Below are 23,095 nucleotides of genomic sequence, written 5' to 3' on the forward strand. Positions count from 1 at the left end.
TCCGCTCCTCCCGCCGCCAAGAGCTCCAGCCCATGCCACCGGGATCCCTCAAGATTTATCCCTTGCGCCTCTTCCCCGGCCAAGATCTCAAGCAGGAACTGGAGCGATTGGCCCGGCAGCAGCCCTTGCAAGCGGGGTTTGTCCTCAGCGCCGTCGGCAGCCTTAGCCAAGCCACCCTGCGCCTGGCCGACCAAATGGGGGATCACCTGCTGTCGGAACGCCTGGAGATCCTGGCCCTGAGTGGATCCCTGTGCCCTGACGGAGTCCATCTCCATCTCACCGTTGCCGATGCCCGAGGCCAAACCTGGGGGGGACACCTGCGCCCCGGCTGCCTCATCTACACCACCGCCGAAATTGTCCTCGCCGACAGCCCGGAGTATCGCTTCTCCCGTCAACCGGATCCGGCCACCGGCTACCTGGAGTTGCACATCCAACCCGTGGCAGGGGATCCCTGCTGGCCGTCCCCACCCCCCCAACCCCAGCAAAACCAGCAGACAAAACCAGAGGCTGACAACAGCAGGCCGAAAAGCTTACAGTAGTCAACATGAGTTACCTAAAGCTAAAGGGGGCTTGTGAGCGCCAAGCCGAAAGCTTCACGGAACTCATGGACGCTTTGCGGTGTGGCGGGCATGTTACTGGGTTTTCGGACGCAACTCATTCTTAACCGCAAGCAAACAACTCTAGCCGCCCAACACGCTGGGGTAGCCCGCCACGCCTATAACTGGGGCTTAGAAGTCTGTCGGCAAGCCCTGGAGAACCAGCAAAAACTTCCCACCGCCATTGACCTGCACAAGCGCCTAGTGGCCGAGGTGAAGAAAGAACATCGCTGGTACTACCAGGTCTCCAAATGCGCCCCTCAGCAGGCATTACGCAACTTGGAGCAAGCCCTTAAGCGCTGGCGGGGTGGGTTGGGGAAGTTTCCCCGCTTCAAACGCAAGGGAGTGCGAGACAGCTTTTACCTGGAAGGGAGTATTCGCACTTCTGGCAACCGCATCAAGGTACCTATCTTCGGTTGGCTGCGCTGTGCAGAGCTGCTCCCGGTGACCACACCCAAGAACGTGGTTGTTAGCTTGAGAGCATGACTCTAGTCAATAATAAGCTCAACTATACTGAAAATAATGTATAATATGTTCAGTACGGATTACTACCAGTTGATCTTTCTGTTTACTTTCGAGTCTGCCAACATGGTAGCCAAAGCAAAGCAGAAAATTGGTAGTAAGACGACACGGAAACTGCGCTTTGGGTATTCTACTCAAAGCTTTGCGGGATACCGCCATTCTGTTTGGAAACAAACAGAATGCTATCGCTGCATAGTTGAACAGTGATGTTCAGCAGTGTTCAGCGTAAATGTATCAGACGCGACAGGCACTGAACACTCTGGAAGTGTTTGTTAGCGTTTCGTAGGTCTTTCGGAGCGGTCATCAGTACCCCGTTGAGCAGCCAGAAATTGTTAAGCTTAACGCACGGATGGCAGTATCCGGCCATGCCCCGAGTGACAACTGCTGACGATCTGCTGACAGAATATGCCTCTGGCGAGCGCAACTTTCAAGAATCCAACCTGGTGGGGGTGGACTTGGTGCGCTCCAACCTGCAAGGGGTGAATCTGAGAGGGGCCAACCTCTCCTTTGGCAAGCTGAGTGGCATTAACCTGCAGGAAGCCGATTTGCGCGGCGCCGATCTCAGCTCGGCCAACTTGATGGGGGCCAACCTCCGCGGGGCCAATCTTTGGGAAGCCAACTTGATCGGCGCGGATCTCAGCTTTGCCGACTTGCGGGAAGCCAACTTGCACGGTGCCTACCTTTGGGAAGCCAAGCTAACCCGTGCACAACTGCAGGGATCCGATCTGAGCGGGGCAAAAATCGGCGGAGCAGTGCTGACCGGCGCTGACCTCAGGGGGGCCATCCTACCTGACGGGAGTGTGCTGGCTTGAGCCACCCCCCAGCAGACAAGGCAGAATGGAACTGTTGCGACGGGATCCCTGATGTTACTGCTGTTCAACTTGGTCTTGACACTGCTGCTGGCTTTGGGAGTGGCAGTCCTGGCCGGGCAAAACCCCACCACCCTGACCGTACATTTCTTAATGTGGCGCTCGGTGGAGCTGCCTTTGGGATTTCTCATCGCCGCGGCTGTCGGCTTGGGCCTGTTGACGGTGGGGCTGGGCTCTCTCCTCTGGCCTGGGCGCAGCTTTTCTGCCACCGCCCGCCAATTACAAGAGCGGGTGCGCCAACTGGAAATGCAGGATCAACCGCCCCAATAACGGCCAATTCCCAAAGGGATCCCTCTGCTTTCTGGCTTTGGCTCAACGGCTTCGATCCCCTGCAATTCTACCTGCAATTCTATAGTTGACTTGACAATCTTGTCGCTGGCCCTAGGGAAAGCATGCTGGAATGGCCCACCGATGCGAGACTGGGCGTAAGCTGAGATCAGGATCCCTTCGCCGTCTGCTTGAGCAGTGCATATCTCCAACCGTAACCATGGCTTATTTTCAACCTACTTCCCCGGATAGCTCTCCCCAAGACCCACGGGCCCTGCGCAAAGCCCTGCGCGGATCCAGCACCTACTTCGCCAAGGGGTTTGAAGAACACAAGGATCAGGCTCAACTGGAGCTGCAAACCACCTACAAAAGCCCCCTTGTGGAGCAAATCCGTGCCCAGTCCTACCGCTATCAGCGGGGCGACATTACCATTCACCTGGCCAGGGCCTTTGGCTTTTGCTGGGGCGTGGAACGGGCGGTGGAATATGCCTATGAAGCGCGGCGACGCTTTCCGGATCGGCAACTGTGGATCACCAACGAGATCATCCACAACCCTCTGGTAAACCAGCACCTGAAGGAGATGGGGATCCGCTTTGTGGAGAAAGGCCCGGACGGCAAGAAGGACTTTTCTCAGATCCGGCCCCAAGATGTGGTGATTTGGCCTGCTTTTGGGGCGAGTGCCTCGGAAATGGCGTTTTTTCGGTCGCAGGGCAATGAGATTGTCGATACCACCTGCCCCTGGGTTTCCCGCGTGTGGAACCAAGTGGACAAGCACCGCGCGGCCCAATTTACCTCTGTCATCCACGGCAAGTACAACCACGAAGAAACCGTAGCCACCAGCTCCTTTGCCGAAAAGTACCTGGTGGTGCTGAACCTGGAAGAAGCGGAATGGGTCGCCCGCTACATTTTGCAGGGCGGAGATGCGGCAGAATTTCGGCGGCGCTTCGGCAAGGCCACTTCCCCCGGTTTTGATCCGGATCGCGATCTGGAGCGGATCGGCATCGCCAACCAAACCACGATGCTGGAAGGGGAGACCCGCGCCATTGCCAAGCTGTTTGAGACCACCATGCTGCGCAAATATGGCCCCCAGGAGTTAGACAACCACTTCATGAGCTTTAACACCATCTGCAATGCCACCCAAGAGCGGCAGGACGCCATGTTCGAGCTGCTGGAGCAGCCTTTGGATGTGGTGGTGGTGATCGGGGGGTTTAATTCCTCGAATACCACCCACTTGCAGGAAATTGCCCTGGCCAAAGGCCTGCCCTCCTTCCATATCGATGGCCCCGACTGCATCCAACCCAACAACCGCATCCGTCACAAGCCTCTTCACCAAGACCCGACGGTTACCGAAGGGTGGCTACCCGATGGGCCGGTGCAAATCGGCATTACCTCCGGTGCCTCTACCCCAGACCGCGTTGTTGAAGAGGTGATTCAACGCATCTTCGCCCTGCGTGAAGAACCTCGGCGGATCCCTGCCTAGGGATCCCTTCCCTCTTCCCTTTGAGCGTGCTCAACACCCTTTTTCAGGTTTATCCTCCCTTGCTGGGCTGGACGCTGCTGGGTTTTTTTCTCCAGAAGGGGCTGCCCGGCGACTGGAAGCGTTGGCTGGATCCTCATGCTTTGGGGCGGTTCATGTTTTGGGTGGGGGTGCCCTTCAGCATTGTTGGGTTTATGCAGGGAGTGGATCTGTCGGGTCAAATCTGGGTCGCCCCTCTGATCTGTTGGCTGTCGGTGGGGCTGGGGTTTGCCTTGACCAGCGCTTGGCTGTGGTGGCAGCACCGTGGTGTGGGGGATGTCCCCAACTGTTGGAGCAGTGCCCAGCAGGGCAGCTTTCACCTAACCGCCACCCTGGGGAACACCGGGTATTTGGGCTATCCCATCTGTCTGGCTGTGGCCGGAAGGGCTTACTTTGGCTGGGCCCTGTTCTATGATCTGCTGGGCACTCTGTTCATGGCCTACGGGTTTGGCGTGTGGGTGGCCAGCCGCCACGGCAGTTCCCATGCCCAACCTTGGCAGGTGGGCCTCCACATTCTGCGCACCCCTGCTCTTTGGTCTTTTGCTATGGGCCTACTGCTGACCCGCGAACCCCTGCCGGGTTGGCTCTCTCAAGGGTTGGCGGCTTTTGCCTGGAGCATGATCCCGCTCAGTTTGATGATTTTGGGGATGCGGCTGGCCCAGGTGAAGCGCTGGGGATCCTTTCTTGCCGCCGGAGTGGCCCTCTTGATCAAAATTGTGATTGTGCCGCTCTTGGTGGGAATCGGCCTTGCCTTCACCCCCTACCCGCCTCTGGCCAAGCTGGTGCTGGTCCTGCAGAGCGGTATGCCCCCCGCCATCGCCACCCTGGTGCTCACGGAAGAATACGACTTGGATCGGGAAATTACCGTAACTGCCTTGGCCGTGGGGTACTTAGCCGCCTTGCTGACCTTGCCCCTCTGGCTGGGACTCTGGGGATCCTAATAGGCCAGGTGAGACAAGGTTTGCTCGAGGTAGCTATGCACCAGTTGATCCAGCTCTGCTTCCTGAGTGGGCAACTCCCGGCCCTGGAGCCATCCCCGAAAACCCGAGCTTTCCACAATGGCCTGCCGCAATGGCTTCCAAACTGCTTGCGTGCGCAGTGCTGTGAGGGCCTCTGGCTCGCTGGAGTGCTCCGCACCGCTGTTGCGAGCGTGAACGGAGCTGAGAGCAGGATTGGTCATGAGAAGAAGGTGAGTAGGAGTGATCCACCCTCAGAATAACTCGGATCCCAGTTGGCTTTGGCTCTCTAGGATACAAATCTCCCCCTCTGTTCTGAACAAGCCTTCTCTCAGTCGCTCAAGCCAAAAAATCCTCAATATAGTCATTCCAAACTAGATTGAGACACTCCCCAGGCGTTCCGCGCTGCTTCCGCGGCCACCCCCAGACCTTCTCCCAGAGGGAGAGAGGAGCTGGACAGAAATGTTTCATTCCTGTTTAAAATGACCATACATCCCATCAACTCGAGCAAGAGGCCCAGGGATCCCTAAACGAACAATTGGCTGCGCTGCTCGACCCGCAAAGTTGGCCCCAAGGCATTGAGAAGAGAGACGCCGTAGCTGCGGACGATAATGCGGCTATCCAAAATGGCCACCCATCGGGTGGATGAGCTGGAATCTTCTCCCGAATCAGAGCTTTGCCGCAGAGGCGCAACAGCCCGTTGCAACTGGGCAGCGGCCACCGGCAAAAGGTACTGACGGAACCAGTCCTGCTGGGTGCGTTGCAGATATTGCACCCGTCCGGCCACCCTCGGGTCTTCCACAGAAGGGAAGGGCAAAGTGGCGATCACCATCAGCTCAGGGCGCGGCAAGCCGGCCTTGTGGTGCAGCCAGTAGGGCCAGTCGCAGACCAAAATGCCCTTTTCGCCGGGGAACGGGCTGTTTACCCGCACCCGTGAGCCGAATTCGGCAGCCAAAGCCGCTCCCACCTGTGCTTGCAGAGGCTGATCCGACACCAACACCACCACAAAGCCTTGCGCTTGAGGGATCAGCTTTTTCAGCTCTTGCAGCAGGTGATCCCGAAATAGAGGGCTGTTGGGCAGGGGGAGGCGCGGCAAGTAAAGGGAAAGCTCCGCCCCGCCGGAACGGGGCCAACCCTCGCCTGAGGCAAACCGCAGCGGCGTCAGATCCGGCAAGCCCAACCGTCGCCGATAGGTTTCCGCCTGGCGATCCAGATCCAGCGCTTCCCCAATAATCACCACCGGCTGTGTGGCCCAAATGGGGGCCAACCAATCCTGCAGAGCCGTCGGGCTGTGGTGAAGGGTGAGGCGACCGGTTTCTCGGTCGGTTTCGGCCCACCAAATCCATTTGGAGACGGGATCCCCCTCAGAGCTGAGCCGCCGGCGGATTTGATCCCAGGGATCCGGCAGCCAGCCGGGGTAGCCTGTCACCAAAGACAGCACAGCATCCAGGTGAACCTGTTCATCCGCATGAAGCAGACAGCGGGAAAGAGGCCGCCGCAAAAGCTGAAGGGACAAATTGACCTGAACCTGGGAGAGCTGCTCCGCCTCGGCAGGGAAGATTTGCCGGAGCTGTTGCCAATGGCTGGCTTCCAGGGTCACCGTTAGCGCCTGGTAGGCCCAATCTTCCAGGTCTTCGGCTCCATCCAGGATCAAAGGGATCCCTGTCGGCACTTCCGAGGATCCCTTTCTCAGGCGAGCTTGCAGCCAATCCAGGGGATCCACCAACAGCAACCCCTGGAAATCGGGATCCGGCCAACGGTCTTTTTGCAGGACGGGCTTATGCAACTGCAGGGTGTGCTGTAGCCAGGGGATCTCTTCCCCCAAAATTTGCGCCTGCACAGGAGCTGTGGCACAGAGCAAGGTGGGGTTGGGCCACATCAGGGCCGGCAGCAGATAACTGAGGCGGTGCTGACCCCCAGCAGGCACCTGGATCAAGGTGCTGCGACCCAACCGCAACCCTCGCGCCACCATGCGAGCCATCGTCAACTGGTGGGGCCACAGGGCTTCGGGAGACTGCCGCAAAAGCTGCCGCAACTGTTGGTGGACTTCAACCTCAATCACAGTTCAGTACGCCGGGGATCTGCCACAGACGGTAGGGTGGACTAGCCTATTCTAGGGTAGAGAAGAAAACCAAATCCCATCTCTGGGGTGAGCGATGTCTCTTCTTTCTGCTGTTCCCACAGAGGGCCAACCCGTTGCACAGACGGGATCCCTGCTTCTGGATCGCTCCGGGTGGGGCCGTTTGCGCATGAAGGGATCCCCAGGCTTGGACTATCTGCACAACCGAAGCACCCAAAATCTGAAGGCCCTCAAGCCAGGGCAGGGGGCCGACACGGTTTTCGTGACCCCCACCGCCGGCATCCTGGATTTGGCAACGGTGTACGTGGGAGAAGAAGACTGCTGGATCTGGACTTCACCTCAGCGGCGCAGCCTGCTGATGCAGAGTTTGGGGCGCATGCTGCCTTTGGTGCGGGGAGCAGAGTTGAAAGATGAGACAGATCAGACCTTTGGTTTTGGGTTGCTCGGCCCCCAGAGTCAGGCTCTCCTGGAGCAAGTGGTGAGCTCAGAAGAGATTCCGACCAGGCTCAATGAGCACTGCGCCGTGGAGATCCAGGGGATCCCTGTCCATCTGGCTTGTGGCACGGGTCTTGCCCAGCCGGGGTTTACCCTCTGGGGCACCATTGACCAGAAAGTCGCTCTTGAAGAATGCTTGCTCCAAGCCGGAGCCAAGCTGGCCCCACCTGAGCTGTGGGAAGTCCTCCGCCTAGAAGCGGGTCGCCCCGCCGCCGACCGAGAGCTGACCTCAGACCACAACCCCCTAGAAGCCGGCCTGTGGCGAGCTGTTTCCCTTGACAAAGGTTGCTACGTTGGCCAGGAAGTCTTGGCCAAGCAAGTAACCTACAAGCGCATTCGGCAAACCCTGTGGGGGATCCGCCTTCAAGGAGAAGCTCGTCCTGGCACAGAGATTTTGCGGCAGGGGGAAAAGATTGGGCTGCTGACCAGTGCAGGCCTAACTTCGCAAGAGTACCTGGGATTGGGATACGTGCGCACCAAGTTTGAGCCCGCCGAAGGTCTACAAGTAGAAGTCGGCTCGGTGCCGGGAGTCCTGACTCGAATGCCGTTTTTGAGCTTTCCGCCTATTGTCTGAGGTTGTTTTTGCAGACCTCTCTCCTCTCTTTTCTAGAGGGAGAAGCGTAGGCGAAACACCGCAACTCACCAGTCAAAGTGGCGGCGAAAGCGGGGATCCCGTCGATCCTTTTTGCGTCGGTTACAGGTTTTGCACAACGTTTGCAGATTGCTGATGTCGTTGCTGCCCCCTTGGGCAATGGGGATGATGTGATCGATCTGAAGCTGAACCTCTGGGGGCGACTTTCCGCAACCGCGACAACGGAAGCCGTCTCTTTGGAAAACATACTCCCGCACGGCTGCTGGAATTAGAATCCTTTCGCCGGATTTTCTTTCTTTCATCGTTATTCATCCATACTGCGAAGATCGTCCAGTGGAGACTTTTCATCTAGAGGTTCTAATATCTCTTGGTCGGGTTCTTTTATCAGAAATTCAGGATTGTCAGGATAAAAGTCAATCGTAACTTCTACTCTTACTTTTACTCTACCGGTCTGCCAACCGTTAGTTTTAGGAGAAAGAATCGAGCATGGAACTCCTTTATAGAAAAAATGAACCTGATCTTCATGGGGAATACCTGTTTGTATCTCAGACGAACTCAAGTGACTGTTTAGTCCGCTTCCCATTTGGTCAAACCTCAGGAAATAAGAATTGATAGAATCGCAAAGCTTGGAAATCATGTAGACTTTCTGCTTATTGTTCTTGTTGATAAAAGTGATAACTCCGTCTCCCAGTTGGCTAAGATTAATGGATGTTTTTGTCATCTTATCGACCTCAAGACATAGAGACAACTTGAACAGCCCGTAAATCATCCAGTATAGAATCCTCTAGTTTTCTGGGAGCGCTATCTCCAGAATCTCTATATGGGTCATCAGGAACAAACTCGAGATAAACTTTGACTGATATCTTGCCAGAGATCCACGACTTTCTGGGCTGTAAGACTCTAGATTCTATTCCATCCACGAGCATTCTAATGTCCGCATAAACCTTTCTTGATTGAAGGTAACCGTTTGTCCGGAAAGTATCTGAAAGAAGGTAATTAATAATTGCACTATGCAAGCTACTTGGAAGGTAGACTTGATCACCAATTTCAACGACAGTTTCCCTATCATCTGACCTAAAAACTATCGGATCGGCCACAGCATTGTCTCCTATTGCTCACAGACTTTACTGACTGACATCTCCCCGAATGTCATCCAAAAGAGATCCAATGCCTCCTGATCTGGAGGGCTGTCGAGCTCGCTAAAGCAATCTTGAGCTTGTTCAGAAAGATTATCTGGCACTTGATCAACCTCCTGGATCAACCTCCTGGTGCATTTTTCCAGTTAAGTTATTCCTCACCTCCGCGAAGGTCATCCAGAGGGGATCCACTGCCGCCCTCTGAGACTGTATCCTCTGGCTCAAACTCTACAATGATCCGCAATCTGACTCTGCCTTTTTCCCAATCCTTCTTGCCTGGCACCAAGAGCTGACAAGCAAGTCCCTGCCCAAACCACTTCGCTTCTTGCAACAATTTTTCTTCTGGCTTGGGAGCAAGAAGGCTACTGGCAATGTTGAGCAAGTCTTCCGGCGGCAGGATCCCTGAGGATCTCAAGGCCGCAATGAACAAGCGATGCAGCTCTTCTTTCTTGGTCAAGTCCTCTTGGGCTGCTTTGACCAAGTTGGCAACCTTGAAAGTTTTTTCCCCTATGGAGAGGATCCCTTCTGGGTGCTGCTGTAGAGGTATCGATCTGGATCCCATGACTTTATCTGGATCAAGTGAAAGGCCAAAAACAAAGACAAGCCGCTCTATCTCAAATCATCGAGAATGCTATCCAACTCTGGAAAACTCTCGTCTATGGGTGTAGAACGACCAAGAGCGACTGCTTCGCTTGCATTGCTGTCACCTACTTGCTGTTCAGGAAGACTTGCCAAAATCTGAACTGACTCACCAACAGAGGAAGGTTCAGGACGAGTAATCAAGGGCAGCATCTCGCGATTGAGGCCCAAAGCTTGCAAGCAGAGGTTGATCCCAGAAACAGCTTGGTTGTACTTGTCTATGCTTGCCTCCAGTTCTTTCAGCCGCTGTTGGTTAAGCGCAATTTTCTCTTCAGCCTCTTTTCTGAGAGTTGCTTCCATGAACTGCTTTGCTTCTGGGTACTTTTGCAAAATCTCATCGGCTACTTGCTTGGCAACCGGCAATAGCTGAGTTTTTAGAGTATTGTTGGTCTCTTGTCGGAAGCTAGAACGCACTGTCTGGTTAATTTTCGGCTCAAAGTCAAGCTTGAGTAATTGTCGGATTCCAGGCTCTGCGTCGCGAATAGCAGAGATGTCGTATGATTGGCTGGTTTGTTTTAGGACTTCTCGAAACTGGTAGATCGAGAATGTTCCTTCGTCGTAGAAGCGGGGACTTTCTCTGAGGTAGCGGTCGCACTCTTTTCGGGCACCATTGACAAGAGAACTCAAAGTTACCTCCTTAACCAAAAGAAGCTTTTTCTCCAAGTCCCCATCGGATCCCAGTAGGCGAAACAACTGCCTGTAGTAGCTCGAGCTGCGAACTTCATCAACAAGGCGACGAAAGAAGTTCTCTACAAGCGTGCTGGCTGATTCTACCAGGATGTCTTCTAGATGGTTGGATAAATAGTAAAAGGCTTCGACCAATACAGCTAAAAATGGAGCTGTGGAGTTGCGGGGACGAATGCGAACGGCTTGACTGTAAACATTGTCCAACGAAAAAGTATCCAAAAGCTCATCTAGCCTCCGTACCATCCTAGCCTGCAATTTACGGAAATCGTTCTCAAATTCTTTGTTTTCTCCGTTAATAACTTTATTGACTACTGTCTGGATATGCTCGTCAAACTCTCGGCCAATACTGGCTAGCTGCTGATTGATCAGCGTCAGCTCATAGGAAATCATGCTGTCAATCTCTTTGGGCTGGCTATCAATGTCTCGGTAGAGATCTAGATAGGACTTCCTCATCTCGATGCAGAGAGGTTGCAAATCATCGGCCAGCGCGGAAAATAGCTGTGGCCGCTTTTCTTCCGTTAAATAACGAGTGATCCCAGCCCGAAAGTCTTCAATACCGCTATCTTTAATCATATACTCAATCAAAGGTTTTCCCCACTCCCTCAGAATCCGAACGTAGTTATTTATGGGTGTGTCGTACCCATGTACAGAAGGGCGGAACGGGGATCCAACTAGCCTACCCGACGTGCAGTACTTATTAAACTCGCTGACAAACTGGGGCGTTTCTTCCTCACCACCCAATTCTTTGATGCTTTCTGAAAAAATCGTATCCAGTCCAAATCGATCCTCGGGGGTAGTTGCCTTGATCTGGGAACCATAGAAGCCGAGAAGGCCGCTTGTCTTAAATACGCGGAGTTGACGAAACTGCTGGTCGATAATGTTTTCTAGTCTCTGCTTTAGTTGTGCGTTGTACCAAGTCTCGTCAATCCGGTTAAATACATAGAAGACCCGATCCCTGATGCTATCATTACTTTGAATATGCTCAATAAGCTCTGTCTCTTCCTTGGTCAGCTCACCCGTTGCAGCACACTTGAGAACGCAAACAACTGCGGACGTATCCGGATCGGCAATTTTTCGATAAGTACGCTCTGCATCCGCTTTGACTGGAGCATCGATCCCAGGAGTATCGACAATAACGTTTCCATCTTCCAGCAAGGGGTGGTGGCAATAGTATTCCACCTTTCGCAAAACTGCGCTATTGGCGCCGCGCCGGGCAAAACCCGCAGCTTCCCTTAGGTTGCCGAAGTTGAGCTGCTCCATTGAGAAAACTTTGTTCTCGGTAGGGTGAATTTTGTCCCGGTTCTGCTGGAAACCTGTAATCAACAAGCGGAGGGCATCTGCCTGCTTTGCCCGCTCTGACTTGCTTTTACCTCCCTCCTGTTGAATAATAGCCTCAGCACGCTCCTTCAGGGGATTCAGTGCAGTGTCTTCCAGCCTGCTGAGTGACGGAGCCAAGTTTAGGAAAGCGCAGAAGGCGGTCATCTGTTCTTGCACTTCCTGCTCGCTGAGAAAAGTGAGCACCACTCTCTCAGCATTTGGCTCTGCGTAGCCAATGTAGCACTCTGTCCCTGTGGCGTGCCCTTCGGCGCTGTAGAGAAGCTCTCTTTCTAAGAGGGCATTGATTAGCATAGACTTGCCAGCACTGAAAGCACCGGCAAAGACAATCTCGAAGGTTGGAGAAATAGCTTTGCTGAGGGAAGCTTGAATCCGAGTGGTATCTTGCTTGCCTGAAAAAGTGGAATCCTGATGCCAGAGTTGCAGGATAGCTTCAACCTGCTCTTTCAAGTTCTCACACTGAGGCAGGAGCTTTACAGACATAAGAGAGCAATCTCCACAGAGGCTGCCGGGATTATAACTTGCCTATGCTTGAGGTGAGGATTCCTACAACAATTTTCTTCAGTCCCGGAGCTGTGTGGCTATATGTGCATACACGTGAAGAGAGAAGAGCAGAACTCCCCAGACCGACATAGCAAAAAGGCTTAGGTCGTTGACCCAAGCCCGCCTCAGCATACTCATACCAGATGCCAGGAACCAGACTTGAACTGGTGACACGAGGATTTTCAGTCCTCTGCTCTACCAACTGAGCTATCCCGGCTTTGGACCTACTATCTTACGATGTCGAGGGGGGTTTTGACAACTGGTGGCGCCCCCAATTTAGCCAATCAATTTCTCCAAAGCCTCCATCTGGGGGATGCAGAGAACATCTCGGTTGCGATCCCGGCGGATCAGCTCCTCTTGCTCCAGCTTGGACAGGACGCGAGTGACCGTTTCCCGGGCTAGGCCACTTAGGCTGCTCAGCTCCCGATGGGGCAAGTTGGGGATCTCTACACCACTCCGGCTAACCCGGCCACGAGATTCGGCCAAGAACAGCAGGATATCGGCAACACGGGCCGTACTACTGGCCTCGCGCAACTGCAGACGACGGTTGATCTGCCGTAAGCGGCGCGACATGAGCTGAGCAAGGCGGATGCCGGCCTGAGGATCAGAAGCCAAAAAAGCCAGGAAGTGTTGGGCCGACAGACAACTGACTTTGGTGGCTGTTAGGGCTACAACGTCGGTGGAACGAGGCGCTTCGTCCAAAGCAGCCATTTCCCCGAAGATTTCCCCTGGACCAAGAATGGTGAGGGTGATCTCCCGGCCTTCGAGATCATGGGTGCGAATCTTGACCCACCCTTCCAGGATGAAATAAACGGCGTTACCCCAGTCATTTTGTAACAAGATGGCCTGGTTGACCGGGTGGGAGCGCAACGACATTTGCCCGGCCAGAGGCTCTAGCCTCTCAGGAGGAAAGCCCTCAAACAGGAGCATCAGGCGTAGGTCATCTGGAGTTACATCGCTCACCGTGGGATCCTCCTGCACGTGGTCAGTTCTGGTCGAGTGGGATGGGAAAAGGGTGGGCCTGCACAGACACGTCAACATGCCCCTCAGCCTACCGTCTCTCTCAGGTCTATGGCCCGCCGAGGCGAACTGCGTACCAATAGGACAGAGCTTTAGACCCAATTTTGACCTCTACTTTAGAAAGGGATCCCTGCCCAAAAAAGCTGCTGCCATCCTCTAGCCCAGAAACGGCAAAATCCATCTTGCTGATAGCAATTTTCTCGAGTTTGTGCAGTTTGAGTCGAGATCTAGACCTGCTGAAGTTGAGATGGCCAATCTTGGCTGGTATCCAAAACCTTTAAAAAAGGCCGTTCCGAATCGGAAAAATCCTGCCAGTGGGCCTGCTGTTGGGAGAGCATCTCGGCGGTGGCATCAGCAATGTCGGCAGAGTGCTGCTGATCTCCATCGCTGGAACCAGCTGGGGCCAAGAGGGGCTGAGGAGCTGAGCTGCGGCGTTGCAGGCGCTCCCGCAAAACAGGTTCAGGGGCGTAGCAGTGGAGGATGCGCAGTGGGATCCCTTGGCGTTGGGCCTGATCAATGGCCATCCCCCGCAGCGCCTGCCGGTCAAACTTGGCGTCCAGAATCACGGTGTAGCCTTCCTGGGCCAGCTCTACTCCCAACTGCACCAAGCGGCGGTAGGTTTTATCGGTCATCTCCGGGGTATAAACCTCCGGCCCCCCCCGTTGCCGCAGAGGGATCCCGGCCAAATGCTTGCGCACCGCATCGGAGCGAATGTGAATGGCTCCCCGCTGACGGGCCAAGTGGCGGGCTACCGTGCTTTTGCCGGATCCCGACAATCCCGACATCAGGAACAACTGCCCCCGCTTGGGGAGGGTGTATTCCCAGGCAAGACGGTAATAGCGGGCGGCAGTGCTAAAGGCTGTGGCCTTGGCTTCCTCTGCTGCAGTGGGATCCTCCAGCAAAAAAGAGGTGACCTTGGCCCGCACGTAGGCCTGCCGATTGAGGTAAATAGGCAAGATCTTCAACCCTTCCCAATCTCCGGTTTCTTCCAGGTAGGTGTTCAAATAGGCGTTTCCCAGATCGGGGCGATGGCGGGCATCCAGATCCATCACCCCATAGGATACGTCGTACATGACATCCACAAAGCGGAAGGCTTCGTTGAACTCGATGCAATCAAAAAGCAGGATCTTCCCTTCCCAAAAACAGATGTTGCCTAGGTGCAGGTCTCCGTGGCATTCACGAATGCGGTTTTGTTCTATTCTTTGTTGAAACAGCTCCTGCCGCTCAGCAAAAAAGCGATCGGTGTAGGCTTGGGTTTCTCGATATTGCTGAGCCGTTTGCGGGCCGCCGACGTAGCGCTGGGTTTGGGCGTAATTCTCGTCAAAGGCTTCTCGCACCCGTTCTGGCCGGCCAAAGCTGCGGATGTAGTCGTTGGTCTCGGTTTGGGCATGAAACGTCGCCACCACCCGCCCCAGCTCCTCCATCAAGGACGGCGTTAGCTCTCCCCGCTCAAACAGGTTGCTGAACAGTTGCTCTTGGGGAAATTGCCGCATTTGCAGAGCGTATTCTATGGGCTCGCCGCTGCCGTTGAACTGAAATCGGCCATCGGTCTGGACAATGGGCAACACTTGCAGATAAAGGCCGGGAGCACCGCGCTGGTTCATGCGCAGCTCTTCTTGGCAAAAGTGGCGCCGCCTCTCCAGGGTGGTGAAGTTCAAAAAGCCAAAGTCCAAAGGCTTTTTCACTTTATAGGCATAGTCGCCTGTCAGCAGAATATAGGAAATGTGGGTTTGAATAAGCCGAATGGGATCCTGTACCGGATGAGGGTAGAAGGCGGGATCCAGCATCGCTTGGATCAAGGGGGGCAGGTGGGTATCGACCATGAAAAACGATAGAGATGGAAAAAGGGCTTGGACGGGGATCCCTATCTTCCGCCGACAGAGCAGATTGTCCTCCACCTATTCCTTAAAGGGCAAGGCGGCTTCTTGGGGGGAAAGACGGATGAGGCTGATCCCCTGCTGAATTAGCGTATCTTGAGCAGCACCGGAAAGAGCGTAGGGCCAGACCAGATATTTGGTGTTGATGTAGTCTTGTCCGCGCTTGGCCAGGTTCACCTGTTCCGAGAGCATGCGCACGTCTGGCCCGCGGCTGATAGTGGCTTCGGCCCGGCGAATGCGCTGCATCAGTTGGCTGAACAGCTCTTGGGGCTGCTGTACAAACACCACAATGGCCAAGTCACAGGGGTTGTAATAGTTGCCGATGCCGCAGAGGAGCAGGGCTTCACTGGAGAGAACAAGGGTTTCTTGATCCCCCAGAGCCACCACCGGATACAGAAAGGTGCGCACATCCTCCAGTTGCCAGTGGTTAAAAGAGTGGCTATCTACCTCCCCCCGCACCCAAGAGGAGATGGCAGGAAAAACTGCTTCGCTCAACAGTCGATAGGCCGTCTGGGGTCGCCCTAGCCAGCAGAGGGCATTTTCGTAGAAGCTCTCGTTCTCCAGCAGGTGGGGGGTGAGAGGAGCAACCATGGGCAGATCCTCAACGGGCTTTCTCCAGAATGCCTACTCGGGGATGGTTAAGGCAATTTTGCCCAGAACGGATCCCTGCTCCAGCAACCGGTGGGCGGCAGCCGCTTCGGCCAGAGGAAAGGTGTGGCTGAGCTGGATCCGCAGTTGGCCTTGGTCGATGAGGCGGGCACATTGCCTGAGGATTTCCGCCTGATTTTGTTGGGCGTTGGTCAGGCTTTTCAGCATCGGGGTGAGCATCAGCTCAAATCCCACCCGCAAGTTGCGGTCGCGAGCCACCCGCCAGTCGATCTCTGGGGCCGGGGCCAGCAGGGTGACGATATCTCCGTACACGCGCACTGCGGGGAAGGTCTGCTCCAATAGCTTGCCGCCCAAGGTATCTAGGGCAAGATCCACCCCCTCTCCCCCTGTCCAGTCCAAAACGGCGCGCACAAAGTCTGTCTGCCGGTAGAAGATGGGCAAGCCGGCGCCTAGGGAACGGACAAACTCCGCCTTTTCCGGGGTGCTCACGGTGGTGGCCACTTTGGATCCCCGTAGACGGGCCAGTTGAATGGCCACATGGCCAACTCCACCCGCTCCCCCGTGGATGAGCACACTTTGGCCGGCCTGGAGACGCCCCCGGTCGTAAAGCGCTTCCCAGGCGGTGATCAGCACCAGCGGGGCAGCAGCAGCCTCCGCAAAGCTCAGAGTTCTGGGCTTGGGAGCCACAAAACGCTCGTCCACCACGATCAGCTCGGCGTAATTCCCCGCCTGCCTGCCCAGACCCCCGTGGCAGAAGTACACCTCTTCTCCCACTGTAAAGTGCCTAACTCCGGATCCCACGGCTTCCACAACGCCGGCACCGTCACACCCCAAAATGGCGGGCATCTCCTCTGGATAGAAGGTGCCCCGTTGCCGCAGTTTGGTGTCGATGGGGTTGACGCCGGCTGCCCTCAGACGGATGCGCAGCTCCCGCTCGCCGCGAATTTGGGGCTCAGGTACTTCTCGGAGCTGCAGAACCTCTGGCCCGCCGGGCACACTCATGACTACGGCTTTCATGCGCTCAAGTTGTCAGCTTCAGTTGGGTTGGCCCGCTCAAAGGATGCAGGGTAGAGTTTGTTCTGGTGATGAGAAGATGGGCATCTCCCCATTGGGGTGTTGCTTTGCAACCCTGCGGAGTCTTGCAGCTGCTCTCTAGCCTATTTTAGCTAAACCGCCGAGAAGCCCCGCGCTGTATGCGCAGGGTCAACATACCCACGCAAAACCGAAGCCGTCACCCCACTCCATGAAGCAATAAAAAGGCTAGTGGCTAGTCACTACGCACTACTCTACAGGGCGGTGGGGCATCCCGTCCTTTTCGCGTCAGCGGGACGTAGTCCTTAAGCTCAGGAAATGTGTAAACTACCCGACCCTGACTGCTTCGCAGTACAGAGCAGGCTTTCGGTAGCCCTGCAGTTGGCAAGCCAACCACGAACCTCTAGGCTGGTTTACAGCAGCCCCCAAAAGCGCAATCACATTCGCACCATTCAAATCCGCATCCCCTTCCCATCCACAGTGTCCACACTTAAACTTCTTTCCACTGCGATAGGATTGCGCAGGGTCGGGATGAATGTGCAAACACCGGTGGCAGGTCTGCGACGTGTAGGCAGGCGGCACAAGAATCAGAGCAACCCCCGCACGCAGAGCCTTGTACTCCAAAAATTGACGGAGTTGATAAAACGCCCAACTATTTGCCCGCCTACGCTCTGTCTTGCTGCGTGGCTGTTGATTGACCCTTTCCCGAATCCCTGTCAAGTCTTCCAGAGCAAGAGCGCTATTTGTCGCCTTTGCCCTAGAGACAATAGCTTTGGAGATGCGATGATTGACCCACGCCTGAAAGCGTCTCTCCTTGCCAGACAGCCGTTGCAACAGTTGACGGCATCTGCGCCGCGAACTGCGGGTGCCCTTACTGGCTTTGCGTTGGAGTGCCGCCCTCAGCTTGGAGTAGTGGTCTCGGACTCTGTTCAACTGCTGTCCATTCCAGTTGTCCCCCTCTGACGTATGGGCGATATCCGTCCTGCCCAAGTCCACCCCGATCACCTTGTCGGTATCTTGTTGCTTGGGCGGGTTTTTCTCTACGCAAATCTGGATGTAGTAGGAGCCGTCCTTCCGCTGGACTAGGGTGGCCGATTTGGGGTTAGAGCCAGCCAGCATTCCCCTCTGGTAGTTGCCAATGGCTAGCTCAAAGCGTTCTCTTCCATCAACCGTGGTCAGCGACACCGTCCAGTCTTTCTCGCGGAATGAAAAGATACGTGCGTCGTAGGTAACGAACCTACGCTTGAACTCTTTAACCGGACGGTTGCGCTGTCTCGCCACTTTGCGAGCGCCTGCCACCCGTCTGCACACCTGTTGAGCCAAGTTACTGGACAAGCCGAACCGAGCTCGAATCTCGTAGTAGCAAAGGGATTGCAGTTTAACCGCGTTGACGATCTTCTCCGGCGTGTTCTGGTTGACCCAGTTCAATGCCTGCACAAAGACATCCATCGTCGCGTCCAATTTGGCGGCTTGCGACTGGGACGCCTTGAGCTTACAGGATATGGTCAGGACTTGGCTCATAAGTTCATTGTACTTCATCAAAGCGCATTCCTCCCGGCACTGACCCTACGGGTACAGTGCGGGGCTCCTGCGATTTCTAGCTGAGAAGCCCGCGCTGTGTGCGTAGCAACCCTGCGGGAAGCTAGCTACAGCGTCGGGAGTATGTCACGCAGCCTGCGACTTCATGGGCTCCGAGCAGGCCAAAATGAACTGGTCGATCTCCAGCAGGATGCGTTCTGCCTCGGCCAGAGAGGCCGGTACGCTTGCCAGCACCTGGGCATCTACTTCCGCAGCCTGCTCCGCTTCTTGCAAGAGGTTCATCGAGTCATGGCCGAGCAGGAGCTCCAGCTCGTTCAGGGTTACCATAGCCAGTTGCTGTTCGGCTTGATGGAGCTTATTTCGTAAAGTCTGAACTTGTTCGGTTTGCGCCTTCAGCCCGACTTCCGCCTGCTCAGCGCGAGATACAGCCAGTTGTGCAGCTTGCTGGGCCTCATCCCGCTGAGCTTTCAGGAAGGCCATCTCTTGCTCCAATTGTGCCAATCGCTCTTGCAGGCTGTAAATGTGCTGATCCCGGTCTCCCAAAGCTCGCTCCAGCTCGCGATTTCGAGCCTCCATCTGCTGACAAGCTTCGTTCGCTTGGGCCAGCTGTTCCGCCAAGTTTGCCATTTCCTCTTCCATGTTGGTGAGCCGACTCAAGCGTTCCAAAACCTGAGCATTTTCGGCTTCCAGTTTCTCAATCAGCGCTTGAGCGCTCAACAGTTCTGCTTTGGTGGAGTCCAGCTCGCCACAGACTTGATCGTAGTTGGCGATTAGCTCGCCAAGCCGGGCTTCTTTGGCTTGCAGTTCTTCTCGCAAGGAGTTCATCCAGCGGTCGCTCTGCTCAATCCGCTGTTGCAAGAGCGGCAGTTGAACCAGAGCTTGTTGGGCAGCACTGAAATAGCCAAGGAGTCGTTTGAAGTGGCGCTGTAGGTGGCTGTGGGACTGATCCAATTTGTCGAAGGCTTCGTTGAGAGAAAGATAGGCCTCGCACAGTTTCATGTAGCGCCGAGCCACAGAATCAGGATGATCCATAGGGTTATAGAGTCCAGGTGGGGGTGCCGTGTCTATTTTATGCTGTTCATTCTATTGGCCAAGCCCGGAAAAGGAGGCATTCGATACAACAACTGGGGGCTTAATTTTACTTTAATATCCAGTGCCTCGATCTCTCTTGCGAGCCAAGGCCAAAGAGTCTGCCCAAATACAGCTTCAGACGTTACCCACAGGCTACACAGAGACTAAAGCGGCTCCTCAAAAGCAATTGAAATCTTGTCTTGACCAAACAACCGGTTCATCTACATATTTAGTGTTCATGAGAAGATGCCCACGAGCTCTAGCGCTAGATGTGCTGCAAAAGTAGGGCTCTTCATGGCTCAGACCGGCTGGGCATTGGGGATCCCTAGCTTCTCCAAATAGGCGGCTGCCCGCAGCAACTTGGCTTCTTGGTAGGGGGCGGCCACCAGTTGTACGCCAAAGGGCAGGGATCCGCTCTCGCGCAACGGCACTGAAAGCACCGGCAGGCCGATAAACGAGAGGGGCTGAGTGTAGAGGCCGAGGTTGGGCCGAGTGAGAACCTCTACCCCATCGATCACCATCTTCTCTTGGCCGAGCAAGGGGGCAAAGCAGGGGGTGGTGGGGGCGATGAACAGATCGATCTCCTGAAAAATGGCCTGCACCTGCTGGCGATACCAGCGGCGAAAGCGCTGCGCCTGCAAGATCCAACTGGCAGGCAACAGGGCTCCGGCCAAAAAGCGATCCCGGGTGGCCGGGTCAAAGTCGTGGGGGCGAGTTCGCAGGTTGGGCAAGTGCAGGTTGGCTCCCTCAGCAGCCGTGATCAGGAAGGCGGCGGCACGGGCGCGCTGGGCTTCCGGGATCCGCACAGTCTGGCCGACCCCCAAGGCTTGGGCCACCTTTTCTACCCCGGCCAAGATGGGGGGCTCTGCCCCTCGGGCAAAGTAATCATCCGCCACCGCGATGCGCAAGCCCTCGATCCCCTGCCCCAATTGCCCAAAGGTGGGATCTACAGGACGCCGGGTACAGACGGGATCTTGGGGATCCGGCCCTTGCATGACATCGAAGCTGAGGGCAATATCGGCCACCGAACGGGCCAAGGGGCCCACGTGGTCAAAGCTGGCGGCAAACAGAGCCGCTCCTGCCCGCGATAGACGGCCATAGGTGGGCTTGAGGCCGTAGACGCCACACAAAGAGGCCGGTACCCGAATCGAGCCGTTGGTGTCGCTGCCCAGGGCAAGGGGCACCAAACCTCCTGCCACCGCTGCTGCCGAGCCGCCGGAGGATCCCCCCGCACTGCGGCTGAGATCGTGGGGGTTGTGGGTGGGGCCGTAGTGGCTGTTTTCGGTGACGAAGCCGTAGGCGTACTCGTCCATGTTGAGGGTGCCCACCAAGATTGCCCCTGCCTGCTTGAGACGAGCCACCACCGTTGCATCTTGGATGGCCGGGGGATTTTCGCGGTTGATCGCCGAGCCAGCCAGGGTGGTGAGGCCGGCCACGTCAAATAAGTTCTTGACGGCAAAAGGCACCCCTGCCAACGGGCCTACAGGGATCCCTTGAGCCACCTGTCGATCCACCTGCTCCGCTGCTTGCAGAGCCGATTCCTCCAGCACGGCTGTGAAGGCATTGAGCTGGGGATCCCGCCGGCGAATCCGCTCCAGACAGTCGGCCACCACCGCTTGGGCGCTCACGGATCCCTGGCGGACAGCCCTGGCAATAGAGACCGCGTCAGCGCTGCCGAGAAGGTGGGGATCCCCGGTCATGGCTGAGGGTCAAAGGTGGGATCTGGCTCAACTATCGGCGGCAACGGGAACTCCAGCACCTGTTGAGCAATGGGCAAAAAGCGGGCAAAGTTTTCGATCACCCCTGCTCGGTGTTCAGGATGCAGGGGCAGTTGCAGCAGTTGGGCCATTTGATCGACGTAGGTTTCGGGATCCCAGGGCTGCATGGTTTTGGGGTCAGGGAGCCGATTGCAGCAAAAATACCACCACTAGCCTCCAACAACAAGACCGTCGTCGACTAGGGAGCGGACATTTGCACAGTGTTGCCCTGCAGCGACCAGAGACGCTCGTTGGGCAAGACAGGGCGGGTTATCGCCTGCCGTTCCAGCTCATTCAAAGCAACGCGACGGCTATGTGCAGAGCGATTGGAAGCAGCGCTGGCTTGCAGGCGTTTGCGGAACAGACGCAACTGCTGCTGCTCTGCTTCGGGAGAAACATGCTGGGCAAAGAGGGGATGCAAGATTTTCTCCTCCTGATCAAACTGAGCCCGCAATTGCCGATAGAAGTGAAGGGCAGCAGAAGGATCCACCTGCTGCGGGGTGCGCTCTGATTGGTGCAAAAAGCGCGTCAGCTCTGGAATCTGATCCCGCAGATGTTGCTCCAGCCGCTCAGTTTGGGCGCTAAGGTGGGGATCCGCCTGGAGAGCCGACCTGAGCAGGGGGTAGAGAACATGGCGCTCCAGTTGAATGTGGCGGGAGAGGCGCTGTCGCAACCTTTGTACACAGAGGCGTCGCTGCTCCAGATCCAACTCCGGCGCTCGAGACAGGCGAGTCAAAAACTGCAGGATGACGCGGTGCTGTTCAGCACAAAGGGCAACCAGCGTACCGGCAGGGGCTGCTCGCGTCAGCGGGAGGGACTCCTCAGAAGACATGGCAGTTGACAGCAGAGAAGTTTCATCTCAGCTTAACTTTGTCAAGAAATGATGGCCTGCGTAGGGGTACGGAAATGGCCTAGATGTTTTGTATACACCCGGACGGCAATCCCGAGAACGGCTGCCCTGATTTGAACTCCGGCCAGGTATTGCCGCTCCCTAGGCTTGCACAGGCCAGCGGCGTTTCCAAGCAGAAGTGGGCTCCAAAGGGGATCCCTGCTGTTCCTGCTGGCGTTGCAGCCGGATTTGGGATCGCTCCCCTTGCAAGGTGGGATCCCGGTAGGGCACGGCAGCGCGAGTTTTCAGGTGCTCCCACTCCATGGGGGAAAGAGGCGGCAGGTGGTCAGGTTGGGGCGAGGCCACTGTCCCCGGCCAAGGACGACCTACCGGGGGGGTAGAGCCGATGAAAAGCCCTGCTTCCAACAGAGCCGCTCGCACCGCCGCTGCACAGGAATAGGTGGCCAAAATCCCGCTGGGGCGCATCCGTTCGGCCACGGCCCGCAAGAAATCCACCGTCCACAGCTCTGGGCAAACAGAAGGCGAGAAGGGATCCAAAAACACCGCATCTGCCCACCCCAGCGGCACCTGCAACACCGTTTGCCGGGCATCGCCCCACAGCAGCGTTCCGCGCCAGCGCTCCGATTGCCAGGATCCCTGTTCAATCCAGTGTTGCCATTCTTGCCCAAAGCTCCAGGTGGATCCCACCCCCGCCTGCCAAGCCTGGCGAGGCACTTCCGGGGATCGCTCCAGGCCGATTACCTCCACAAGACAATCGGGCCGGATTTGCCAAATGGTTTCTAGGGCAAGGCCGGAGTTGTAGCCCAAGCCAAAGCAAATATCCAAAAGGCGAATGGGCTGGGCGGGATCCCGCTCCAAAGGCAGCCGATCCAGCCGGCAAGGGCGGACAAACTTCTCCAAAGCCTCCTGGGCGGCACCACTGACGTTGTGAAAAGCCTGTCCAAACTCTTCCGAGAAAAAGGTCAGGGATCCATCCCCTGTGGTCAGCACCTGCCACCGAGTCTCCATCGCTTGCTGTTGTCTCTATTTTCAGTCGGGCGATTCTTTGATAGCTTGAGAACGTTGAGATGTGTTTCGCAGCTCACCGGCAGGGCTCTCGACATCCCT

Annotated in this window: 24 protein-coding genes and 1 tRNA gene; 7 read left to right on the forward strand and 18 right to left on the reverse strand. The window is 56.0% G+C overall.

The features are described from left to right. The first annotated feature begins 32 nt into the window (after positions 1-32). The 6 genes from ACVW0C_RS05705 (at position 33) to ACVW0C_RS05730 (ending at position 4,711) form a co-directional block, all read left to right on the forward strand. Complete coding sequence (locus tag ACVW0C_RS05705; RefSeq protein WP_457384634.1) at positions 33-539, forward strand: PPC domain-containing DNA-binding protein; 507 nt, start codon at positions 33-35, stop codon at positions 537-539. A gap of 90 nt (positions 540-629) precedes the next feature. Continuing rightward, positions 630-1,082, forward strand: a complete 453-nt coding sequence (locus ACVW0C_RS05710) for an RNA-guided endonuclease InsQ/TnpB family protein (protein WP_414355920.1) — start codon at positions 630-632, stop codon at positions 1,080-1,082. Between the two features lie 401 nt (positions 1,083-1,483). Then, a complete protein-coding gene (locus ACVW0C_RS05715) occupies positions 1,484-1,930 on the forward strand; it encodes a pentapeptide repeat-containing protein (protein WP_457384596.1) in 447 nt (148 codons plus the stop codon). Positions 1,931-1,981: 51 nt separating this feature from the next. Beyond that, on the forward strand, positions 1,982-2,257 hold the full coding sequence (locus tag ACVW0C_RS05720) for a lipopolysaccharide assembly protein LapA domain-containing protein (RefSeq protein ID WP_011434193.1): 276 nt from the start codon (positions 1,982-1,984) through the stop codon (positions 2,255-2,257). Between the two features lie 217 nt (positions 2,258-2,474). Continuing rightward, positions 2,475-3,734 carry a 4-hydroxy-3-methylbut-2-enyl diphosphate reductase gene (locus ACVW0C_RS05725; RefSeq protein ID WP_414388748.1) on the forward strand — a complete coding sequence of 420 codons (1,260 nt, stop codon included), beginning with the start codon at positions 2,475-2,477 and terminating at the stop codon, positions 3,732-3,734. A gap of 26 nt (positions 3,735-3,760) precedes the next feature. After that, a complete protein-coding gene (locus ACVW0C_RS05730) occupies positions 3,761-4,711 on the forward strand; it encodes an AEC family transporter (RefSeq protein WP_457384597.1) in 951 nt (316 codons plus the stop codon). Here the strand turns inward: ACVW0C_RS05730 and ACVW0C_RS05735 are convergent. Further along, positions 4,708-4,950, reverse strand: a complete 243-nt coding sequence (locus tag ACVW0C_RS05735; protein ID WP_414423841.1) for a hypothetical protein — start codon at positions 4,948-4,950, stop codon at positions 4,708-4,710. The genes ACVW0C_RS05730 and ACVW0C_RS05735 overlap by 4 nt on opposite strands. A gap of 302 nt (positions 4,951-5,252) precedes the next feature. Beyond that, entirely contained in the window at positions 5,253-6,788 is a 1,536-nt protein-coding gene (locus ACVW0C_RS05740; RefSeq protein WP_457384598.1) for a hypothetical protein, read from the reverse strand. A 94-nt stretch (positions 6,789-6,882) separates the two neighbouring features. On the opposite strand from ACVW0C_RS05740, the gene ygfZ reads away from it, so the two are divergent. Then, a complete protein-coding gene (ygfZ, locus tag ACVW0C_RS05745; RefSeq protein ID WP_457384599.1) occupies positions 6,883-7,875 on the forward strand; it encodes a CAF17-like 4Fe-4S cluster assembly/insertion protein YgfZ in 993 nt (330 codons plus the stop codon). Between the two features lie 65 nt (positions 7,876-7,940). Here ygfZ and ACVW0C_RS05750 read toward each other — a convergent pair whose 3' ends face one another. The 16 genes from ACVW0C_RS05750 to ACVW0C_RS05825 form a co-directional block, all read right to left on the reverse strand. After that, complete coding sequence (locus ACVW0C_RS05750) at positions 7,941-8,195, reverse strand: HNH endonuclease (protein ID WP_011430012.1); 255 nt, start codon at positions 8,193-8,195, stop codon at positions 7,941-7,943. Positions 8,196-8,197: 2 nt separating this feature from the next. Further along, complete coding sequence (locus ACVW0C_RS05755; RefSeq protein WP_049749739.1) at positions 8,198-8,614, reverse strand: KGK domain-containing protein; 417 nt, start codon at positions 8,612-8,614, stop codon at positions 8,198-8,200. Between the two features lie 10 nt (positions 8,615-8,624). Beyond that, complete coding sequence (locus tag ACVW0C_RS05760) at positions 8,625-8,990, reverse strand: KGK domain-containing protein (protein ID WP_168173352.1); 366 nt, start codon at positions 8,988-8,990, stop codon at positions 8,625-8,627. 190 nt (positions 8,991-9,180) lie between these two features. Beyond that, on the reverse strand, positions 9,181-9,591 hold the full coding sequence (locus tag ACVW0C_RS05765) for a KGK domain-containing protein (protein ID WP_457384600.1): 411 nt from the start codon (positions 9,589-9,591) through the stop codon (positions 9,181-9,183). Between the two features lie 47 nt (positions 9,592-9,638). After that, positions 9,639-12,173, reverse strand: coding sequence for a dynamin family protein (locus ACVW0C_RS05770; protein WP_457384601.1), 2,535 nt, complete (start codon positions 12,171-12,173; stop codon positions 9,639-9,641). Between the two features lie 204 nt (positions 12,174-12,377). Then, a tRNA-Phe gene (locus tag ACVW0C_RS05775) sits at positions 12,378-12,450 on the reverse strand. A gap of 59 nt (positions 12,451-12,509) precedes the next feature. Further along, positions 12,510-13,163 (reverse strand): Crp/Fnr family transcriptional regulator, encoded by a 654-nt coding sequence (locus ACVW0C_RS05780; protein WP_011434200.1) that lies wholly within the window; start codon positions 13,161-13,163, stop codon positions 12,510-12,512. A gap of 317 nt (positions 13,164-13,480) precedes the next feature. After that, positions 13,481-15,076 carry a bifunctional aminoglycoside phosphotransferase/ATP-binding protein gene (locus ACVW0C_RS05785; protein ID WP_457384635.1) on the reverse strand — a complete coding sequence of 532 codons (1,596 nt, stop codon included), beginning with the start codon at positions 15,074-15,076 and terminating at the stop codon, positions 13,481-13,483. Positions 15,077-15,151: 75 nt separating this feature from the next. Further along, a complete protein-coding gene (locus tag ACVW0C_RS05790) occupies positions 15,152-15,721 on the reverse strand; it encodes a hypothetical protein (RefSeq protein ID WP_414332236.1) in 570 nt (189 codons plus the stop codon). A 33-nt stretch (positions 15,722-15,754) separates the two neighbouring features. Then, the gene (locus tag ACVW0C_RS05795) at positions 15,755-16,756 is read right to left on the reverse strand and encodes a zinc-dependent alcohol dehydrogenase family protein (RefSeq protein WP_457384602.1); all 1,002 of its coding nucleotides are present in this window, start codon (positions 16,754-16,756) and stop codon (positions 15,755-15,757) included. A 342-nt stretch (positions 16,757-17,098) separates the two neighbouring features. Beyond that, positions 17,099-18,292: an RNA-guided endonuclease InsQ/TnpB family protein gene (locus ACVW0C_RS05800; protein ID WP_457384636.1), complete on the reverse strand. Its 1,194-nt coding sequence runs from the start codon at positions 18,290-18,292 to the stop codon at positions 17,099-17,101. Between the two features lie 144 nt (positions 18,293-18,436). After that, positions 18,437-19,342 (reverse strand): hypothetical protein, encoded by a 906-nt coding sequence (locus tag ACVW0C_RS05805; RefSeq protein WP_457384603.1) that lies wholly within the window; start codon positions 19,340-19,342, stop codon positions 18,437-18,439. Positions 19,343-19,680: 338 nt separating this feature from the next. Then, positions 19,681-21,081: an AtzE family amidohydrolase gene (locus ACVW0C_RS05810; protein ID WP_457384604.1), complete on the reverse strand. Its 1,401-nt coding sequence runs from the start codon at positions 21,079-21,081 to the stop codon at positions 19,681-19,683. Then, positions 21,078-21,266, reverse strand: a complete 189-nt coding sequence (locus ACVW0C_RS05815; protein WP_011430915.1) for a DUF4089 domain-containing protein — start codon at positions 21,264-21,266, stop codon at positions 21,078-21,080. The genes ACVW0C_RS05810 and ACVW0C_RS05815 overlap by 4 nt, the downstream gene beginning before the upstream one ends. A 71-nt stretch (positions 21,267-21,337) precedes the next feature. Further along, positions 21,338-21,970 carry a hemerythrin domain-containing protein gene (locus tag ACVW0C_RS05820; protein ID WP_457384605.1) on the reverse strand — a complete coding sequence of 211 codons (633 nt, stop codon included), beginning with the start codon at positions 21,968-21,970 and terminating at the stop codon, positions 21,338-21,340. Positions 21,971-22,129: 159 nt separating this feature from the next. Further along, positions 22,130-22,996, reverse strand: a complete 867-nt coding sequence (locus ACVW0C_RS05825) for a tRNA (5-methylaminomethyl-2-thiouridine)(34)-methyltransferase MnmD (protein ID WP_457384606.1) — start codon at positions 22,994-22,996, stop codon at positions 22,130-22,132. Between the last annotated feature and the right edge of the window lie 99 nt (positions 22,997-23,095).

Source organism: Thermostichus sp. OS-CIW-26 (assembly GCF_054058395.1).